This is a genomic window from Streptomyces flavofungini, assembly GCF_030388665.1.
Lineage (GTDB): Bacteria > Actinomycetota > Actinomycetes > Streptomycetales > Streptomycetaceae > Streptomyces > Streptomyces flavofungini_A.
The window spans coordinates 6408227-6427069 of the sequence record NZ_CP128846.1; the positions used below are offsets into that span (position 1 = coordinate 6408227).

At 67.9% G+C, this 18843-nt stretch carries 24 protein-coding genes; 19 read left to right on the top strand and 5 right to left on the bottom strand.

The genetic code is table 11. The features are described from left to right. The first annotated feature begins 20 nt into the window (after positions 1–20). The 7 genes from QUY26_RS27210 to QUY26_RS27240 all read left to right on the top strand — a co-directional run bounded on the left by QUY26_RS27210 (position 21) and on the right by QUY26_RS27240 (position 4920). Positions 21–938, top strand: coding sequence for a hypothetical protein (locus tag QUY26_RS27210; RefSeq protein ID WP_289951110.1), 918 nt, complete (start codon positions 21–23; stop codon positions 936–938). Between the two features lie 147 nt (positions 939–1085). Beyond that, complete coding sequence (locus QUY26_RS27215; protein WP_289951111.1) at positions 1086–1742, top strand: hypothetical protein; 657 nt, start codon at positions 1086–1088, stop codon at positions 1740–1742. A gap of 123 nt (positions 1743–1865) precedes the next feature. Further along, entirely contained in the window at positions 1866–2285 is a 420-nt protein-coding gene (locus tag QUY26_RS27220; protein ID WP_289951113.1) for a head decoration protein, read from the top strand. A gap of 10 nt (positions 2286–2295) precedes the next feature. Further along, the gene (locus tag QUY26_RS27225; RefSeq protein ID WP_289951115.1) at positions 2296–3351 is read left to right on the top strand and encodes a major capsid protein; all 1056 of its coding nucleotides are present in this window, start codon (positions 2296–2298) and stop codon (positions 3349–3351) included. Then, complete coding sequence (locus QUY26_RS27230) at positions 3351–3662, top strand: hypothetical protein (protein ID WP_289951116.1); 312 nt, start codon at positions 3351–3353, stop codon at positions 3660–3662. The genes QUY26_RS27225 and QUY26_RS27230 overlap by 1 nt, the downstream gene beginning before the upstream one ends. Before the next feature lie 68 nt (positions 3663–3730). Further along, a complete protein-coding gene (locus QUY26_RS27235) occupies positions 3731–4057 on the top strand; it encodes a hypothetical protein (protein ID WP_289951118.1) in 327 nt (108 codons plus the stop codon). A gap of 5 nt (positions 4058–4062) precedes the next feature. Then, positions 4063–4920, top strand: a complete 858-nt coding sequence (locus QUY26_RS27240) for a phage minor capsid protein (RefSeq protein ID WP_289951119.1) — start codon at positions 4063–4065, stop codon at positions 4918–4920. A gap of 20 nt (positions 4921–4940) precedes the next feature. On the opposite strand, the gene QUY26_RS27245 is transcribed toward QUY26_RS27240, so the two are convergent. Further along, on the bottom strand, positions 4941–5144 hold the full coding sequence (locus QUY26_RS27245) for a DUF397 domain-containing protein (protein WP_289951120.1): 204 nt from the start codon (positions 5142–5144) through the stop codon (positions 4941–4943). A 15-nt stretch (positions 5145–5159) separates the two neighbouring features. Continuing rightward, on the bottom strand, positions 5160–6083 hold the full coding sequence (locus tag QUY26_RS27250; protein ID WP_289951122.1) for a helix-turn-helix domain-containing protein: 924 nt from the start codon (positions 6081–6083) through the stop codon (positions 5160–5162). A 186-nt stretch (positions 6084–6269) separates the two neighbouring features. Here QUY26_RS27250 and QUY26_RS27255 point away from each other — a divergent pair, with 186 nt between their 5' ends. The 10 genes from QUY26_RS27255 to fxlM all read left to right on the top strand — a co-directional run bounded on the left by QUY26_RS27255 (position 6270) and on the right by fxlM (position 15598). Further along, the gene (locus QUY26_RS27255) at positions 6270–6689 is read left to right on the top strand and encodes an ATP-binding protein (RefSeq protein WP_289951124.1); all 420 of its coding nucleotides are present in this window, start codon (positions 6270–6272) and stop codon (positions 6687–6689) included. After that, positions 6686–7150 (top strand): hypothetical protein, encoded by a 465-nt coding sequence (locus QUY26_RS27260; RefSeq protein ID WP_289951125.1) that lies wholly within the window; start codon positions 6686–6688, stop codon positions 7148–7150. The genes QUY26_RS27255 and QUY26_RS27260 overlap by 4 nt, the downstream gene beginning before the upstream one ends. Then, the gene (locus QUY26_RS27265; RefSeq protein ID WP_289951127.1) at positions 7147–7557 is read left to right on the top strand and encodes a hypothetical protein; all 411 of its coding nucleotides are present in this window, start codon (positions 7147–7149) and stop codon (positions 7555–7557) included. Before QUY26_RS27260 ends, QUY26_RS27265 begins: the two co-directional genes overlap by 4 nt. A gap of 43 nt (positions 7558–7600) precedes the next feature. Next, a complete protein-coding gene (locus QUY26_RS27270; protein WP_289951128.1) occupies positions 7601–8206 on the top strand; it encodes a hypothetical protein in 606 nt (201 codons plus the stop codon). Continuing rightward, positions 8203–8802 (top strand): DUF6624 domain-containing protein, encoded by a 600-nt coding sequence (locus QUY26_RS27275; protein WP_289951130.1) that lies wholly within the window; start codon positions 8203–8205, stop codon positions 8800–8802. Before QUY26_RS27270 ends, QUY26_RS27275 begins: the two co-directional genes overlap by 4 nt. After that, positions 8799–9752, top strand: a complete 954-nt coding sequence (locus tag QUY26_RS27280) for an endonuclease/exonuclease/phosphatase family protein (RefSeq protein ID WP_289951132.1) — start codon at positions 8799–8801, stop codon at positions 9750–9752. Before QUY26_RS27275 ends, QUY26_RS27280 begins: the two co-directional genes overlap by 4 nt. A gap of 258 nt (positions 9753–10010) precedes the next feature. Continuing rightward, positions 10011–10160, top strand: coding sequence for an FxLD family lanthipeptide (locus tag QUY26_RS40965; RefSeq protein WP_354670708.1), 150 nt, complete (start codon positions 10011–10013; stop codon positions 10158–10160). 68 nt (positions 10161–10228) lie between these two features. Further along, positions 10229–13234 (top strand): lantibiotic dehydratase, encoded by a 3006-nt coding sequence (locus QUY26_RS27285; RefSeq protein ID WP_289951134.1) that lies wholly within the window; start codon positions 10229–10231, stop codon positions 13232–13234. Next, complete coding sequence (locus QUY26_RS27290; RefSeq protein ID WP_289951136.1) at positions 13231–14382, top strand: lanthionine synthetase C family protein; 1152 nt, start codon at positions 13231–13233, stop codon at positions 14380–14382. Before QUY26_RS27285 ends, QUY26_RS27290 begins: the two co-directional genes overlap by 4 nt. 16 nt (positions 14383–14398) lie before the next feature. Further along, on the top strand, positions 14399–15598 hold the full coding sequence (fxlM, locus tag QUY26_RS27295; protein ID WP_289951138.1) for a methyltransferase, FxLD system: 1200 nt from the start codon (positions 14399–14401) through the stop codon (positions 15596–15598). A gap of 165 nt (positions 15599–15763) precedes the next feature. Here fxlM and QUY26_RS27300 read toward each other — a convergent pair whose 3' ends face one another. The 3 genes from QUY26_RS27300 to QUY26_RS27310 form a co-directional block, all read right to left on the bottom strand. Then, positions 15764–16483, bottom strand: a complete 720-nt coding sequence (locus tag QUY26_RS27300; RefSeq protein ID WP_289951140.1) for a hypothetical protein — start codon at positions 16481–16483, stop codon at positions 15764–15766. Between the two features lie 154 nt (positions 16484–16637). Beyond that, positions 16638–17129, bottom strand: a complete 492-nt coding sequence (locus QUY26_RS27305; RefSeq protein ID WP_289951142.1) for a hypothetical protein — start codon at positions 17127–17129, stop codon at positions 16638–16640. Between the two features lie 278 nt (positions 17130–17407). Then, on the bottom strand, positions 17408–17623 hold the full coding sequence (locus tag QUY26_RS27310) for a helix-turn-helix domain-containing protein (protein ID WP_289951144.1): 216 nt from the start codon (positions 17621–17623) through the stop codon (positions 17408–17410). Between the two features lie 335 nt (positions 17624–17958). Here QUY26_RS27310 and QUY26_RS27320 point away from each other — a divergent pair, with 335 nt between their 5' ends. Together QUY26_RS27320 and QUY26_RS27325 are read left to right on the top strand one after the other, a co-directional pair. Next, on the top strand, positions 17959–18399 hold the full coding sequence (locus QUY26_RS27320; RefSeq protein ID WP_289951148.1) for a DUF6093 family protein: 441 nt from the start codon (positions 17959–17961) through the stop codon (positions 18397–18399). Continuing rightward, positions 18396–18821, top strand: a complete 426-nt coding sequence (locus QUY26_RS27325) for a DUF6093 family protein (protein ID WP_289951150.1) — start codon at positions 18396–18398, stop codon at positions 18819–18821. The genes QUY26_RS27320 and QUY26_RS27325 overlap by 4 nt, the downstream gene beginning before the upstream one ends. The last annotated feature ends 22 nt before the right edge of the window (positions 18822–18843 follow it).

An 18843-nucleotide genomic window follows, 5' to 3' on the forward strand; every position in this document is an offset into this window, starting at 1 on the left:
GGCTCGACTACCTGCGCAGTGTGGTCGGCCACCTGGTAAAAAAGTCAGGGGAGAGGGTCAGCGCACGGGACCTTAAGTATGCGGTTCTACATCTCCAGGCCGCAGTTGAGGTTCTGCTTAAAGCGCGGCTTCAGCAAGAGCACTGGAGTCTGGTCTTCAGGAATCCTGGTGTTGCAGTGCGGAGTAGGTTCGAGTCTGGCGACTTCGAGAGCTGTGGCACGTCTGAGGCGATAGACCGCCTGCGGGATATCGTGGGGATCCATCTGAAGGATAAAGATGTCAAGGCGCTCCATGGTCTAGCTAAGACGCGCAACGGGCTGCAGCACTATGGGTTGGCGGCTAGCGGCCCTGCAACGGAGGCGCAAGCTGCAGCGGTGCTGGACTTCCTTAAAGTGTTCCTTGACGAGCAGTTACTGGGAACCTTCGATGCTGCTGATTTGGCCCGAATTGACAGGCAATACATGGATCACATTCGCGCTGGCCTTGCTGACGTCAAGTCTTTCGTCGCGAAGCGGATGAAGCGGCTGCGTAGCGAGCTCGATGAGTACTCGCCCAGGGTTGTTGTGTGCCCCACCTGTTGCCTCTTCGCGCTGCTCGTTGACGGAGATGCAAACCGATGTCATTTCTGTGGGATCGATTGGTTTGAAGACGCTGCAGGCCAGGTTGCTTCCCTGCAAGGTGGGTTTGTCGCGCCTCGGGTTTGCCCTGGTTGCGAATCTGAAGCTCTCGTTCGTGACGTCTGCGCTGCATATGATCCGAGTTCTCCTGTCGACCTGTGTTTCAACTGCAGTGAAGAGTTTGAAGGCCTTGTCGAATGTGGGAGGTGCCCCAGGCTGTTCCAGCCGAACAATCGTGGGGAAGATATTTGTGACGCCTGCGGGCAAGAGGATGATTACGAGATGCGGAACTACTATGCGAGGCTGGTTGCCGAAGAGTAGGTTCGGTCATGGAGCCGCCTTGCTGTGCATGAGCTGATGACTTGACTCGTGCCGCTGTCGGTAGACTGATCCTCGGCGTGGGGGCGCTGGAGATCTGTGGATGGTTCTTGCATGAAGCGCGTCTCACTTCCTCACCCGCTTGCGCCGGTGGGGTTTCGCCGTGACGGTCGGCCGATCTACCCGATCCTCGGTGCCGCGCCCGATGACGACTCCAACAAGCCCAGCGGGGACGACGACCCGTCGGCAGGTAGCGGTACGTTCACACAAAACGACCTGTCGCGACTCCTGGCCCGCGAGAAGACGCAGGGCGGCCGGGCCGCGGTGAAGAAGCTGCTCGGCGACCTCGGGTTCGAGAACTCCGATGCCTTGTCCGAGTTCGTCACGCAGAAGCGGGACGCGGACCGTGCCGCCCTGTCGGACATTGAGCGCCGGGAGCATGAGGTCGAGGAGAAGCTGAAGGCCGCCCAGGATCGTGAGGTGCAAGCGATCGCCAGGGAGCGGGCGGCAACCCGGCGCGCGGTGCTCGCCGGGCTCGGTGCCAGTGGCGAGGACCTGGACGACGCCGCCCTCCTGATCAACCGCGCCCTGGCCGAGCAGGCCGACCCCGACGAGGAGACGGTGGCCGCGGCCGCCGAGCAGCTGAAGGAGCGGCGGCCCGAGCTGTTCGGCAGCGTCCGTGAGCCATCGCCGCCCGCACCGGGCGGATCGCCCGCCGGCGGCCCGCCGCCGCGGACCGGAGTCCCGGCCAAGTCGGGCACGGCGGGCCTGGAGATGGCACGGCGGCGCGGCTTCATCACCACCTGACCCCCATACCCACCGGCGGGCAGGCCGGACTGAAGGGGACCACGCCCTGATTCCTCCCGTGGACGCCACCACCACCGGTGAGTGCGCGGACTCCGTTCGCTTCACGTCCACGGGAGGACGGCTGTGACACTCCAGCCCATCACCACGTCGACGTCGTACACCGCTGACCGGGCCTGGCTCGCGTCGCTGCACGGCACCGACTCCACCGAGACCGTCACGCTCGACATCTCCAAGCTGACCGCCGGAACCCACCACGTCGCCTCGACGGACACCGCCCAGCCCTACAGCCGCGTCCTGTCCGGAGTGCCCGTCGGCAAGATCACCGCCTCGGGCCTGTACGGCGCGTTCGACCCGGCCGCGACCGACGGCCGCCAGGCGCTGGCCGGGTTCGTGTTCGCCGAGACGCTGTTCGCCCCGGGCGCGACGAAGGTGCCCGCCGCGCTGCTGTGGCACGGCGTGGTCGCCGCGGCGAAGGTGCCCGGCGGCATCGACCCCAGCAAGGTCACCGCATCGGTGACCGGCCCGCAGATCCGGTTCGTGTGAGGAGCAGCCCATGACCATCCAGGACCTGATCAAGAACGTCTCCGCACACGACCTCACGGCCTTCGCGCGGGCCATCCCCTCGCAGAAGGATCACCTGCTCACCCAGAACAACGGGATCATCCCGTCACTGGAGATGGACGAGGTGAAGTGGCGGATCAAGGACAACGGCCGGTACGTCAACGTCGCCAAGTACCGCGCCTTCGACGCCAGCGTGCCGTTCGCGACCCGCGAGGCGTGGCAGACCACCCGCGAGGGCATGCTGCCCCCGCTCGGCCAGAAGCTCCTGGTCGGCGAGCAGGAGCAGATCCTGCTGGAGACCTCCCGCGGCGCGGACGAGGACCGGCTCATCGAGCTGCTCTACGACGACACCGAACGGCACGTCGAGGCGATCCGCTCGCGTATCGAGCTGGCCTGGGGTGACGTGCTGGTCGACGGCAAGTTCTCCCTGAGCGCGGAGAACGGCCTGACCGTCGAGGTCGACTGGGGTGTGCCCGCGGGCAACCTGCCCACCGCCCCCAAGCTGTGGTCCGATCCGGCCTCGGACCCGATCAAGGACGAGCTGGCGTGGATCCAGTACCTCGACGACCGGGGCGCCCCCTTCCCGGACATGGTGCTCACCAGCCGTAAGGCGTTCTCCTTCCTCGCGGCGAACAACGCCTACCGGGCCGCCTACTACGGCAGCGTCAACCCCTCGACTACGCCCACGGCCTCGCTGACCCCGCAGCAGATCAACGTGGTGCGCGGCAACTACGGGCTGCCGCCGATCACCTTCTACAAGGGACAGGTCCGCGTGGACGGCGTGCAGACGAAGGTGCTGCCTGAGGACCGGTGGATCATGCTGCCCCCGGACCGCACAAAGTGGGGGCAGACCATCTTCGGTGTGACCGCCGAGGGCCTGGCCCTGTCGCGCGGCACGAACCCGGAGATCACCAAGGAGGACCGGCCCGGCATCATCATCACTCGCGGGGTCCAGGACGACCCGGTGCAGATCTGGACTAAGGGCGCCGCCGTCGGCATGCCCGTGCTGCACACCCCCGACGCCCACATCGTGGCGAAGGTGATCTGATGGCCCGCCTCACCGCCGCCGTGCACGTCCAGCACCCCACCACCAGGGAGTGGATCGTCCTCGCCCCCGGCGACGAGCCCGAACCCGCGCTCGCAGCGGAGATAACCAACCCGTACGCCTGGGAGGACGGCGAGGTGCCCGACCGCTCGCCGGGGCCGGAGCAGGGGCCGCCGCCGTTCGGCTTCACCGGCCCTGACACTGCCCCGGAGCCGGAGCCGGAGCCGGAGCCGGAGCCGGAGCCGGAGCCGGAGCCGGAGCCGGAGACGACGTCGCCGAAGCGCCGTACGAAGACGACCCGCACCAACGCCTAGCCTCGCCCTCTCACCCGCCCCGCCAACAGCGCGCGGGGCGGGTGGGTCACGCCCACCTCGGGAGCCCGATGAACCCCGCCCTGCTGGCCTGGCTGCGCGCCCAGCTCGGCCCCGCCACCAACGAGCAGGACCTCACCACGCGCTACGCCCGGCTCGGCCGCGCCCGCACCGTCGCCGCCGAGGTCTTGGCCGAACGCCGCGCCACGCTCCTCGCGGAACCGCTGCGAATGAACGTGGACGGCGTGGTCACCATCGACCAGACCAACAACCTCGCCGGACTGGAACGCCAGATCGCCGCCCTGGAGGACCTGGTTGCCCCCGACGACCCGGCCCCGGGCGAAGCCGGGCCGGATCTGGTCAGCGCCCCGCTCCAGCCCGTGCGCCGCACACGGTAGTCGCGATGCCGTACGAGTGGCCGCCGTTGGTTCCGGGCGACCCTGAGGAGATCGCGCGCCGGGTCGCCGCCGTGCTCGACGACGCCTGGTCGCGACTTGATGCCCAGCAGCGAGCCATCCTCCAGCAGCTCGCCCGCAACCCCCGCAGAGCTCATGTCGCCGCGACCTTGGACGAGTTCAAGGAGGCGATCCGCGCGTTCCGGCGCCGCGTGGACGACGAGGCCCGGCAGTTCGTGCGCCGCCAACTCCCGCATCTGTATGAGGAAGGCGCCCGCGCAGCCGCCGAAACCCTGGGAACAACGTTCGCGTGGACCACATTCCACCGAGATGCGCTCCAGTCGCTCGCCGCCGACTCCTACGCCGACTTCCTGCGCCGCTCCCAGGAAGCCGAACGCATGGCCCACCAGGTCTACAGGGCCGTCCGCAAGGCCGCCCGTGAGGAAATGCCCCTGCTCGCCGCGGGCAACATGACCGGCAAGCAGGCCGCGAAGAACCTCGCGGACAAGCTCGCCGAGCGGTACGGCCTGACGCACGTCGTCTACCGCAATGGCGCCCGCGTCCCAGTGCGCGTCTGGGCGGAGGCAGCGACGCTGACGAAGTCCGCCGTCGCCTACAACGCCGGAACCCTTAACCGGGCCCGTCAGGCCGGCGTGCGCCAGGTCGAGGTCTACGACGGCGGGGACTGCGGCTGGACCTCGCACCAGGACCCCGACAAGGCGACCGGCACGCTGCGCAGCGTCGAGGAAGCCGCCGAGTGGCCCATCAGCCATCCGCGGTGCCGACGCTCCTTCGGCCCTCGACCCGACATAGAGGAGCCCTTGCCCACCGGGAGGGTGGGCAAGGGCTCGACGTTGAGCATCTAGGCGGCGCCGTTCGGTGGGCCTTAGATCTGGCCTTCGGCGACGGCCGTGACGAACTGCTGCCACACGGTCGGAGCGAAGGTGTGGGCTCCCAGGTGGCGGTTCTTGCTGTCGCCCGCGGCGATACGACCCCCGTCGGTTACCTGGTACTCGACGCAGTTCGGCCCGTTGTCGGGGCTGTAAGAGGACTTCCGCCACCCTTCCGCAGGAAGGTCGTGCCGCATCATCTGGTGTACCTGCCTCTAACTGGTCAGACTTCTGGCCGCTTTCGCGATCAGATCCATGGACTGCCGTGACGGTAGGGCGCTTGATCGGAGCTGGTCAAACGCGAGCTTGTACCGCTCAACAGGACCATCTTCCTCCAGATAGATGAGACCGTCGAGGTATCCCAGGCTCACAACGTCCAGGTCCATGGGATCTGGGTACGAGTAGACGCTGAACGCGCCATCGAGTCCAGCGTGGCACCCCTGGGAGAAGGGGATGATCTGGATGGAGAGGCGCGGCGGGTTGTTCACCTCGATCAGCTTGCGCAGCTGATCGGCCATGACCTTGGGGCTCCCGACTACGCGCCGGATGACCGCCTCGTCGAGGATGCAGACCAACTGGGGCGGGCTGTCGCGCTGCAGGATCTCCTGGCGTCCCATCCGCACGGAGACGTGTGACTCGACCTGCTCGTCGGAGTGGGAATCCTCGTCACCGCGGATGGAGACCTCGGCATACTCGCGTGTCTGGAGCAGGCCAGGAACCAGCAACGGCTGGAACAGAAGCATTCGTCCCGCGTCGGCCTCGATGCTGAGGTGCTCCTGGAACCGCTCGTCGAGTATGTCGCTGAACGGTGCCCACCAGTTCTTGCGTCGGCCCTCACGAGCGAGGGTGACGAGGGCGGTCTTCAGCTTGCTGTCCGAGACGCGGTAGAGGTCCAGAAGCGCCTCGATCTCCAGCTTGGTGACGCCTTGCCTTCCGTTCTCCTGCCTGCTGATCTTCGACTTGTCGCCGCCGATCCGCTCGGCGGCCTGGTCCATGCTGATCTTGGCGGCCTCGCGCAGGCGTTTCAGCTCGCTGCCGAGCCTGCGGCGCCGGACGGTCGGTTGCGGATGACGTGGGCGACTGGACAACGTGGCCCCCCTTCTGTGCAGGTCGGGCACCAGTGTGTCGTACGAGGCCACGTCCCCTCCAACAGTCGTCATATGCCAGCGAGTTAGGACTCTTCTTGCGGACTTGCAACTTTGGAGCGCGAATAGGTTGCGAATCCATCATAGGTGGGTCCACCCTGTTGGTCATCACTGAAGGCGCTTGGGGAGTCACGGAGCGTCGGCCATTCGTTTGCGCTGCTCAAGGCGCATGGAGGAGCCATGGCCGTCATGGCACGGACAGGAACGCACTACCAGCAGCAACTCACCGCAGATCCCGTGCAGATCGGACGGGTGCGCCGCATCTCGGCGGCACTGCTTCGGTATTGGGGCTGGGGCGAAGTGGCGCATCCGGCGCTGCTGTGCGTCACAGAGTTACTGGCCAACGTCGCCCGGCACACCTGCTCAGGAGACTGCGAGCTCCTGTTGGAGTCCTCATCGGCTTCGGTTCGGATCGTGGTGAGCGACGACTGCAAGGGCATGCCCGTCGTTCGCGAGATCGATCTGGACGCCGAAGACGGTCGCGGGATGCTCCTGATCGCCTCGACCGCCGACGCCTGGGGCGCAGCCCCAACGGCCTCCGGAAAGAACGTGTGGGTCATCTTCTACCCACGCTCTCCGCGTGAGGGAGCCGACGGATGACCTTCGTACCCGACTTTCCCCTGCGTGCTGGAACCGACTTCGCAGGGCGGGAGATTGAGCCCGCTCGCCCGGTGCCGCCCGATCTCGCGCAGCGGGTACGGGGAGCGTTATGGGCGTCGCTGCTCACCGACGACGTCCTCGACGTGCTGGACCGGATTCTCGACGACGCGGTGCCACTGTCGGCGGTGGAGGCAGAGCGGTACGTGCGCCTGCTTGGTGAGTGCGCATGGGGCCTGCTCGGCGACGAACTCCAGCGCAGTCACCGGTGTCCCGACGACTACCTGGTCTTACAGGTCAGGTTCGCCGCTGACCTCCACTTGGAGCGAACCCGAGCCGGGGCCGTCCCTGATGCCGGGATCGCGCGACGTCTGGCTCTCCTCGTCCTGAACCTCCTCGACCGTCTCGACGGCTCGCCTCCGTTGGCCTTCACTCCCCACAGTCCGGACGGGAGCAAGCCATGAGGCGGCCGCTCGCGCGCGCCTACTGGTGCCACCTCGACGTACGCCCTCGCACACCAGAGCGGTCGGTCGTGCCAGGGGCCGCTGTTGAGCCGCTCCCGCCCAGCGGCGTCACCACGCCACATCCGCAGGTGGCGCTGAGCTGGCTCAGGGCGGAGATCCGCGACCTGGCCGTGGTGGACAGCGCGTCGTCCAGTCAGGCCCAGGCCTGGCTGGAGGACCGGATGTGCGCCGACGCGATTCTGCGTGAGCTGCGCAGGCAATTCCCCGTCTCCTTCGAACTGAACACGCCCATGGGGACGTGGGCGTGGGCTATCCGCCCCGTCTCCGTGCTGCCCCTCCTCGCCGTCTGCCGGGAGGCCGACCACTTCGGGCTGCCGCCGATCGTCTTCTGGACCCAACGCCCCTGACACCGCGCCCATGTGAACCCTGCACCAAGGCTCTGGAGATCTTGTGACCGCCAACATCACCTCGCTCACCGACCGCTTAGGCCCCCACGCCCGTCCTGACGCCCGCCGGGCCGCGTCCACCGCCTCGCTCGACCTGCACAACGCATGTACCGCCGCGGGCCTCAGCCTCTCAGCCCTGCCCAGCACGGAGCGCCCCGGACAGGTGGACATCGGGTGGGTGGCACCGGAGACCGCGGACGAGTTGACCCGCCTGATCCGCCGCAGCATCAAGCAGGCCCTCCGCGCCAGCGAAAGACTCCGAGCCGCCTTCCACGCCCGCGCGCTCGATATCCCTGACCCGTACGTGCGCCATGGTCGGATCGAACTCGGGCAGTTGCCCCTCGCCGCCGCGGACCGCCTGACCGGCCTGCTCGGCGGCCCGCTCCCGGACCCGGACGTGGAACTCTCCTACTGGCCCGAAGCCCAGCTCCTCATCGCCCGACTGTGCAAAGCCTTCAAACAGGCCACGCGGGGCGGCTTCCTGGATCCGCAGTTCCATCCGGACTGCCTGCACTGCAACGCCGAAGCCTTGCTCGCGCTGGGCTCCATCCCCGTCGCGACCGCGCGGCGTCTGGCCGACGCCCTGGAAAGCCACCCGGAGCCGGCGTGAGCCCGATACCGGCCCGGCCGGACCTGGCCCGCGACCTCCTCGACCGCGCAGAGCAGGCACGCTCCCATCGCGCCCGGCTCACCCGTGGACTGCTCACTGCGGACGCCATCGGCCGGGGCCAGCATCTCGAACACGCCACCGCTCAGGTCCTGCGCCGGATCCTCGCCGACCACGGCTGGCCCGGCGCCGACCTCGTCGGCAAGGAGGCGGCCGAGGCGGCCTGGTGGATCATCCTGCACGCCGACCACCTCCCCGACCTTCAGACCGCTGCCCTGCGCCTGCTCCACGCGGCCGCCGAGAAGGGCCAGGCGACCCCTCAGCAGTGGGCACACCTGCACGACCGGTGCGCGATCCGCTCCGGCCAGGAGCAGACCTACGGCACCCAGTACCAGCTCGGCCCCCACGGCATCGAGGCCCTGCCGGTGCGGGACCCGACCCGGCTCGATGCCCGCCGTGCCGGAGTCGGCCTACGGCCAGCCGCGACCGCGCTGCAGCACCTGCGCCACCGCTACGCCCGCGACCCGCAGAACACGGCGGTCCGCGACGAGCACGACGAGGACGACACCCACTCTGATCTCAGGAGGATCGCCGCATGACCACGGCCCGGATGCCCAGCCCGACGGTCAAGGACGACGTGATCCGCGTCGTCACCTGGAACCTCGAGCACAACGGCATCGACCGCAACGGCGACGACACCCGCTGGCACACCGCCATGCACGTCCTCGCCGACCTCAAGCCACACCTGCTGCTCCGCCAGGAACTGACCCGCGCGCACATGTACGGCGCCCGCACGGTCTGGGCCGAGGCCGCACAACTCGGCGGAATGATTCCGTTCCTGGCCACCGCCACCCCGGAGTCCGCGAACCCCACCGGCGTCTACGTCGACCCGCGCTTCTTCGACGTGGTCGAGTACTACGAGCACGTCACCGGCATGTGGCACCCGGTCTGCAACCCGGTCGTCCGCCTCAAGGGCACCACCACCAACCTCAGCGTCGCCTCGTTCCATCTGTGTTCCTTCGACCCCCAGCAACGGGCCAGCGAGGCGAAGCGGCTCACCACGCTGGGCAAGCCCGGCATGGCCACCATCTCCGGCGGCGACGGCAACTCCTTCCCGCACACCCGCATGGAGACGGCCCCGATGCCCGACTGGTCGACCATCACCGACCGCTCCTACGTCGCGCACCGCACGCTCGAACGCGACGGCCGCCTGGTCTCCGACACCCGCCCGGACGAGATCCTGTCGGGCCAGCACAACGGACAGCCACCCGTCTTCCGGGAACTGGGGCACTACGCCGCCACCGAACTGGGCCAGCAGTACAACAACCCCCTCGCGCCCACGGCCTCCTTGTGGCGAAAGGACCAAGGACCCATGCGGCGCATCGACCGCCTCTACGCCACCCCGCAGGTCGCCAAGGCCCTGATGAAGCTGGAGGTCATCAACACCGAGGACGTACGGCACGCCTCCGACCACGCGCCCGTCGTCGCCACCTTCAGCCGCGCGAAGCTGCACCAGGCCCTCTCGCCCGACCTGGAACTCACCGCCTGACGGAGGACCGCCAGCTCCCGGTGCACGGCCGTCCCTTGATCCGGCCGTGCACCGGTGACCACGGATGCGGCACGGGCGGGTGGCCTTTCGCGATCGGTTCGCCCCTGCAAGCCTGAACCTCGCCGAATCCGGTCGTCACGAGGGCTTCATGCGGTGCTTGCGCAGTCGGCTGCACGCAGCACGGCAGCCGAGTGCGGGAGCCCCGCGCTCCCTCGTCCGCGCGCGGTGCGGACGGACCGCTAGCCCCGGAGGTGCTGGATGGACACGCTCATAGAAACGGTGCCGTTCGCAACGGAGGAGTGGGAGTTGGACATCACCATCACCGACACACCCCGCATCGCAGCGTCGGACGAGTGCGACACCAGTGACGGGTGCGAGTCAACCTGTGACTCGTCCTGCACCAGCTAATCCTCAGCCCCGTTCTGTGCGGGTCGGCGCTGCCGGCCCGCACAGGCCCAGCAGATCAGGAGCCAGCGATGAAGCGCAGTCGCCTACTTCAGCGCGGAGACGCCCTCCTCCTGCGCGCGACAGTCCTTCCGGCCGAGATGCAGCACACGTGCTGGCCATCGGGCGAGGATACGGCGGAGTGCCGACAGTGGCTGACTGAGGTGTGGTCGCAGGCCGCCTTCGCTGAGGCGGTGCGCGCCGCATCTCCCCAACTGGCCTTCGCTGTTGAAGCGGCGATCACGAGTGAAGCAACGCTGCCCAGGAAGGTGCACAAGGCGACCAACGCGGTCGCCAGATACCTGTTACGGGCGACCGGCCGCCCGACGCCCTTCGGGCTCTTCGCAGGCGTGACCACGGCATCGTGCGGCCCGGCCCAGGCTCGGATCGGCTCCGCACACCGGGTGCTCGCGCGCCCCGACACGCTGTGGCTCGACCGCGTTCGCCGTGACCTCCAAGGCCGCCATGACGTCGTGCCTCACCTGCGGGTGCAGGTCAGCGACCTCGTGGTGCGGCTCGGAGACGATTTGGAGCGGCCCCTTCCCGGCGGTCGTAGGGCAAAGGTTCGCTTGACCCGGCCCCTGCAAGCCGTCCTCGACGCCGCCGTGAACCCCGCGCGGTGTGCTGAGATCGCCGAGCAGCTGACCCCCAGGGGCGCAACAGCCGAACTGATCCAGCAGTTGATCACCAGCGCGCTCGATGTGGGGCTGCTGACCAGCTCACTGGCCGCACCTGTGACCGACACCGACCCCTTAGGTCATCTCGTGGGCGCGCTGCTGCCCGTGGCCGCGGACCTGGATGTCGAGACCGTCGAGGTCTTGCGGGAACTCGACGCCATCCACCAGCTCCTCACCGATCACAACACGACACCGAAGCCCACCACCGCGGCGATGCTGCGGCGGACAGCCGAGGACCGGATGTCCGGCATCAACGACCAGGGCCGCGTCCGCCTCAGCGTCGACCTATGCCTTGATGCCGCCGTGCAGATTCCCGAACATGTCCTGGACGAAGCAGAGTTAGCGGCCGATGCCTTGCTGCGCCTGACACGGAACCAGGGAGAGCGGCCCGTGTGGTCCGCCTACCACACGCTGTTCTGGGAACGGTACGGTGCCGGAAGCCTGGTGCCCGTACGGGACGCTGTCGACCTCGCGGCGGGGGCGGGGCTACCTGCCGACTTTCCGATGTCGCTGTGGCCGCAGCCGCCCGCCAGATCGCTGCCGCGTGACGAACTGCTGATGGCCAAGGCGTGGCAGGCCGCGGTCGCAGGCTCGCGCGAGGTCCAGCTCACCGAAGACGATCTCGACGACCTCTGCGGACCTTCGTCCGAGGACACCGCGATCGCTCCGCACATGGAGATGGGCATACGCGTGCACGCGCCGAGCTCGCAGGCCCTTGACCGTGGGGAGTTCACTCTCGCCGTCCGGCCCGCCTGGAGCACGGGCACGCTCACCGGCCGCTTCGCTTCCCTCCTCAACGACAGCGCCCTGGCTGCCACGTACGAGAAGCTGCCCACCCTGGTGGACGGAGCACTGCTCGCCCAGCTCTCCTTCGCTCCGACCTATCCGCACGCCGAGAACGTGGCCCGTACTCCCGCCCTCGTGCCGCACGTGATCTCCGTCGGAGAGCATTGCGCTTCACAAGCCCACATCATCCCCGTCGACGACCTTGCGGTCCTGTCCACCAGCCGCCGTCTGCACCTGGTCAGCCTCTCCCGGCGACGCATCGTCGAGCCAGTCGTCCTACACCCTCTCGCGCTGGAGAAGCAGGCGCCGCCCCTGGCACGGTTCATCGCCCTCATAGGGCGCGGATTCGCCACTGCCTGGACGCACTTCGACTGGGGACCAGCCGCGAGCGGGCTGCCGTACCTGCCCCGAGTCCGCTACCGCAAGACCGTCCTGTCTCCCGCGCGGTGGCGCTTGAGCGCCCGTGCCCTTCCCGCCGGCCCCTACCGGGTGGAGTGGCGCGCGGGGTTGGAGGAGTGGACGCGGACCTGGAAGTGCCCGTCGATGGTCGACCTGCGCGACGACGACCGCACCTTGCGCCTGGACCTACGGGAGGCCCTGCACGCACGATTACTGCACCGCCACCTCCAGCGGCACCCGCATGCCGAACTGCTGGAGACACCGGCCGACGATGCACTGGGCTGGATCGGCCACGCCCACGAGTTCACCGTGCCCCTTACCTCCATCCGGCCGCCCCAGCCCCACCCGGACCTCGGCTCTGCCCCCGTCGTCACCAATCAGATGCTGCCCAACCCCGGCGACACCGAGCAGCCTTGGGTCCAGGCCAAGCTGTTCACCCACCCGAACGCCATGGACCAGATCCTCACCCGCCGCCTACCCAGCCTCCTACATGAACTCGGCGCCCCACGGTGTTGGTTCGTGCGCTACCGCACCCCGCAGGAAGAAGACCACCTCCGGCTCCGGATCGCCGTCCAAGGACCGGCCCGGCACGCTGAGACCACGCAGGCACTCGCTCGGTGGGCAGCCCACCTGCAAACGGACGCGCTCGCCGCGCGACTCCTCTTCGACGGCTACCGACCCGAGTCCGGCCGCTACGGCACCGACCAGGCCCTGGCCGCCGCCGAGGACGTATTCGTCGCGGACAGCACTGCGGTGCGCCAAACCCTCACCGATCTCGGGCTCGACCGACACGTGCTGTGCGCCCTGGGCATGCTCGACATCGCCCGTGGACTCCTTGGCCAGGACGCCGGAACACAGTGGATGGCCACCACACCCGCCCGCGGAAGCGCCGATCCCACGGTGACCCGCCAGACCCTCCAGCTCGTCCGTGACGGCGGCCTCCCAAAATGCCTCGGTTTGACTGTCCAGCTCGATGACCTCTGGGCACAGCGCCGCAACCTCCTGGCCGCCTACCGAACCCACCTCACCAACGACCGAGCGGTCGCAGTACTGGAATCCCTCCTTCACATGCACCACAACCGCCTCATGGGCCCAGGCCGGGAAGCCGAGGCAGCATGCCGCCACGCCGCCCGGCAGGCAGCCCGCTCCCTCACGACCAGGCGAGGCCGGACGTGAGTGACCTCGTCCACGACCTGGGGAAGGGCCTAGCGGGAACCGCCCTGCATGAGGGCGTCCTTGCCCGCGACAGCGGCAAGTGGGACGCGGCCCACCAGATCGCGAAGAAGATGGCGGGCCAGCCCGCCACCGTGAACGAGGCGGACGCCAGCCTGTACCGGGGCGCCCCCGCCGTCGCCTACGCCCTTCACGCTGCGGGCCACCCCGCCTACCAGACGGCGCTCGATACCCTGGACGAGCGGATCGCACCGCTCATCGACGCACGCGTGACGGGCGCGCTGCACCGCATGGACACCGGCACACCGCCGCGCATGCAGGAGTACGACCTGATCAGCGGCCTCACCGGGCTGGGCGCCTACCTGCTGCATCGAGGCACTCGGCCCGACCTGCTCCACGGCGTGCTGGGCTACCTGGTCCGGCTCATCGAGCAGCCCGTCACTGTCCACGGAATCCGGATGCCCGGTTGGTGGACGACGGACAGCCCCACCGGCCGACCCGCCGAGGACTGGCCTGGTGGGCATGGCAACTTCGGCATGGCCCACGGCGTTTCCGGGCCCATCGCCCTGCTCGCCCTGTGCGCCCGCGCCGGATATCACGTACCCGGACACCACCAGGCTCTGCAACAGGCCTGCCAGCTCCTGACCGACTGGGCCCGGCCCGCCCCCGGCAGTGCCTGCTGGCCCGAAACCCTCACCCTGGAGGCGTGGCTGGCCGGTCCGCCCGCACGTGCGTACTCGGGCCGGGCCTCATGGTGCTACGGCGCACCGGGCATCGCCCGCAGCCTCCAACTCGCCGCGCTCGCCAGCGACGAGGCCCCGGCCCAGCGCCGCGCCGAAGACGCCCTCGCTTCCTGCGCCGCCGACCCCGAACAGCTGGCCCGCCTCACCGATGCCACCGTCTGCCACGGCTGGGCCGGGCTCAGCCTGGCCCTCGACCGCGCCGCCGCCGACGCCGGACCCGACAGCACGCTTCACCGCTGCCGACGCACGGCACACGAAGCCCTGGCCGCCCACGCGGATCAAGACACGCCGCCGCGGACTGCCGGACTCCTGACCGGAGCCGACGGCATCCTGCTCAGCCTGCACACCCTCACCCCATCCCGCCGCGTTGGACCAGGCAGGTGGGACACCTGCCTCCTCCTCGGCTGAAGACGAAAGAGACCTCGTGGACGACACGCCCTCCATCGACGACCTCCGGAACCAACTCGTCGACCAGATCACCGCCCAGCAGCCGCTGCCGACCTCCGTTGAGCACGCGCTGAGGACCGTACGCCGCGACCTGCACCTGCCCGGCCTCGACCCCAGCGCGGCCTACAGCAACCGCGCAGTCACGATCAAGGACAACCCCGACGGGCCCCTCGCGCTCTCCTGCGCCTCTGTCCCCTCCACCGTCGCGATGATGCTCGCCCAGCTGTACGCCCAGCCGGGGGAGAACATCCTGGAGATCGGCGCGGGCACCGGCTACAACGCGGCCTTGCTGTCCGAGATCGTCGGCCCCACCGGCACGGTCACCACCATCGACATCGACCCGGATGTCGCACTGCATGCCCGACGAGCCCTCAACCACACAGGCCACGACCACGTCCGCGTCATCCACGGCGACGGCCTGGCAGGAGCGCCCGAGCACGGCCCCTACGACCGGATCATCGGCACCGTCGGCTTCTGGGACATCCCCAGCACCCTGCACGACCAGCTCGCCGAAGGCGGTCGACTCGTCCTGCCGCTGCGCTGGCGCGGACAGACCCGGTCCGTCGCCCTCACCCGTCACGGCGACACCCTCATCTCCACCGGCATGCAACTGTGCGGATTCGTGCCCATCATCGGCCAGTACGGCGAACGCACTACCGAACTGGCAGGCGGCACCGTCCGACTCCACCACGACCAGGACCAGCCCATCGAGCCTTACCTGCTCGACAAGGCACTCGCTAACCCGGCCACCGACCTGTGGACCACGGTGCGCGTCGGCCGGACCGAGTCCTTCGACGGAATCTGGCTGCGCGCCACAGCCTTCGAGGACACTGTCTGCCGCATCCAGACCACGAAACAAGCCCTGACCAACGGCATCCGCCGCCCCGCGATCCCCGGCCTCAGCCCGGCGCTCGTCTCAGGAGACTCCCTCGCCTACCTCGTCGCCGAACGTGATGACCAGGACGCCGAGCGCCCGTCCCGCCTCGGCGCCGCCAGCTACGGCCCCAACGGCCCCGAACTTGCCCACCGGCTCACAGCCCATGTCACCGCATGGGGAGCCGACCGCATCGCGATTCCGCACCTCAGCGTGCACCCCATCGCCGCATCGGATTCCGACCTTCCGGCAGGCCACGTCATCATCAAGCAGGACAGCCGAATCGTCCTCACCTACAGCTAGTTCGCCAACTGAAGGCAACCGTCAGGCAGTTCACTCGTGAGCGATACCCGGTGTTTAAAGGGCGGCACACGTCACCCAAATCCAGATGTGTTGGCGCCTGCCCGACCTCAGTCGATGGGGCTCCTTGAAAATGGCACTGACCGGAATCCCGTGAACCTCATTGGCCTACGCCTGTGTCCAGCGGCGTTCCAGTTCAGCGATGTCCGGCTCGTGAGCTGCGGCCCATTTTAGAGCGGTCGGTTGAGAGGACCGAGGGTTGTCCGTACACCGCCGCAGGACCGCAAGTGTGATCTCGCAGGCTTTGATTGCCGACTCCATTGAGTAGTCGACGAACGTCGGGGCGCTGTGAGTGCCCAGAGGGTGAGGCACCGTCTCTTGCGGACTCTCCTTTGGGTGAGCTGCAGCGTCCCGGAGGTCGAACAGCCATTCAAAGTCGGTGACCCATTTCGTTTGGACGGGACCGGTTTCGAAGAGGGACTTCAGCGCCTCGCGGATCTTCCCGTGCCGCTTCGTACCCTTGCCTCGCCAGGTATCACGTGTGGTTTGGGGCACGGCCGTGGACCCATAGAGGGCATCGAGAGCATGGACTGCGTCTGCTACCGCGACCAGCGATGCGTCGAATTCCTGACGCATGCAGCGAGACACCTCCGCGCTGTCACTTTCCAGAAGCGCCGCGTGGCGGGCACGGCGAGCCGCGATCCCTCGATCAACAGTGATGGTCGCCCAGATCAGCCAGAGGTGGGTCGTCGTCTGAATAGACGCGGATTCGGCCGTGACGGATGCCCCCGCAACCCCGGCATGCGCCTGTACGTCTCGCCCCTCGGGTGAGGACTGCTGGGCTCCGGAGTCTGGGTACTCATCGCCGCCTGAGCTGAATCGAACCATGAGGCCACCGTAGAGGGCGACTACTGTCGAATCACACAACTGCGGCCGCAGCCTTGAAATCGGCTGCTGCACTTCGCCTCAGTTCGTGCGTTGTTGAAGCATGGGGAGCGAGGACTCAGTGATCAGCGATGGCAAGCGGACGCACATGGAGGATCTATGCCGGCGCAATCGCACTCTTCACAGCCGTAACGAAGGCGTCGTACGCATCACAAACTGCCGTGACGCTCTCGTCCACCTCGACGGATGTTCCCTTCCTCCGGAGGGTGTCAGCCACGTGTACAACCGCGTCACACAACTTCCGAGAAGCCTTCTCTGTTTCGACCGTGCCCACGAATCGGATCTGTGCTTGAGCTTGCACAAGCACGTACTCCGTCTTATTGATCTCAGGCAGATGATCCTTCAGCTTCTTCCGGGACGGGCCGGTCACAGGGCTAACAGCTGTGGTGAACGAGTGGTATGCAGCGAGAAGGGAGGCGTAGGACGCCAAGCCCTCCTGTCGAAGCCACCTATGGTGGTCATGCGACAACTGCTCGCGAACGATCTTTAGCTGGAACCTGGACGACAGGAAGGCGCCGACTGCACCGCCGAGCACACCAGCAGTGCCGCCGATTCCCGCAGCCAAAAGTGACACGGTACCCGGGTCCATACCAGCACCCTCGTCTTCTGCCCCTCCACGTGGCACGCAATGCTGGACCAAGCGAGTGAGTGCAGTGGCGAATGGCGAAGCCTGAATTTTGGCCGGCGCATGGGGAACTCCGGCAAGCAGGTCTGCCCCGCCCCGGGCTCAGGGGCGGGGAGATGCAAATAGCCCCGATCACCAGCAACCCTGGATTGGCCACGCCGCGCGGACTCGCGCCATTAAGGGACTCGCTACGCCAGGCGGACATTCGCCACCTTCGCTGAGATCGGACACCGTCAACGGCGTCATTTTCCGCAGTGAGGGCAGCGCCTACTTGGCCGACCTCTTGTCTCGATCACGACCCCCAGCTTGCGGAGGCGCTGCACTTGGTAGTGGGCCGACGAGGCGGAAGCGAGTCCAGCCGCTTCGGCGAGTTCGCGCAGCGAGGGTTCCTCCCCGTGTTCGGCGATCCACTCCCGCGCACCGCGCACGATCTGCTGCTGGCGATCGGTGAGGCTCATGACCCGGCCCTCTGGCGTGCCATCTCCTTGAGGGCAACTCGCGCCGCTGGCGTGCCGGCCGAAGTCTGCCAGTACGGGTGGCTTGCGATCAGCCGGGACAGGCGGAGAAGTCGTCGGCGGTCTGCGGTGTCACCGTCCGGTGGAGAGGCTGCGAGGTTCCTGTAGGTGACGTACCAGGCCGTCTGGGCCTCCAGGAGGTCCGAGGGGAAGGTGGTGCTGTCCATGTCTTGAATTAGAGCGCGTGTTCGATTTTCTGCGCAACATCAAGTCGGCTACGTCATGTGATCGAATCGTCGCGCGGGGGAGTTGAGGGGGGTGTCGATACCTTCGAGCACGTGAGTGAGAATGCCGTGGGGCTGACGCTGAAGGCCGTCAGCGCGATCGTCGAGAAGAAGATCCTCACCGACACGGTCAAGATCTTTCGAGCCGGGGAACCGGTATTCAACCCGGACACCGGCCAATACGAGCCTGGCCCACCAGTCACCGTCTACGAGGGCCCTGGCGCGATCTTTCCGGCGGGCGGGCCGTCCATGGTGCTCCACCTGGCCGGGCAGCCGTACGTGAACGACACCCCGTCTCGCTACCGGCTCCTCACGCCGCTGTCGGCCCCGGTGGCCTCCAGGGAGGACAAGGTCACTGTCCTTGCGTCCAGAGATGCGCCCGCGGCCGGGCGGACCTGGCGGGTGCTCGACATCGGAGAGACCTCCACCCTGCCCGTCGTCCGCACGACATGGGTGGACCAGAACACCCAGGCGACCACCGGAGGCCCGAAGTGAGCACAGTGATCGACCCGGAGGAGATCCGGAAACAGCTGGAGGCCAAGCTCCTCCTGGACACGGTGCGCATCACCCGGCCGATCGGCACCCCGAAGCTTGACCCGGCCACCGGGCTCCTGGGTGAGATTCCTGCGGAAGTGCTCTACGAAGGGCCTGGCGCCCTGCTGTCGGGCCACGGCCAAGTCACCGCCGAGGGCATCGTGGGCAAGCAGTGGCTCGACGACACCGTCTCCTGGTACCGACTCCTGACGCCCCTCAGCGCACCGGTTCCAGCCCGGTACGACCGGGTGGAAGTGACCGTCGCCCACTCGGGCAGCGCCGCCACTGGCGGCCGCGTCTGGCAGGTCCTCGACCCGGCGGAGGCGTCGACCGTGGAGCTGGTGCGAGTGACGCGCCTGGACGAGATCACACCGCCCTCGTGACGCGAGTTGGGACTTCCTTCAA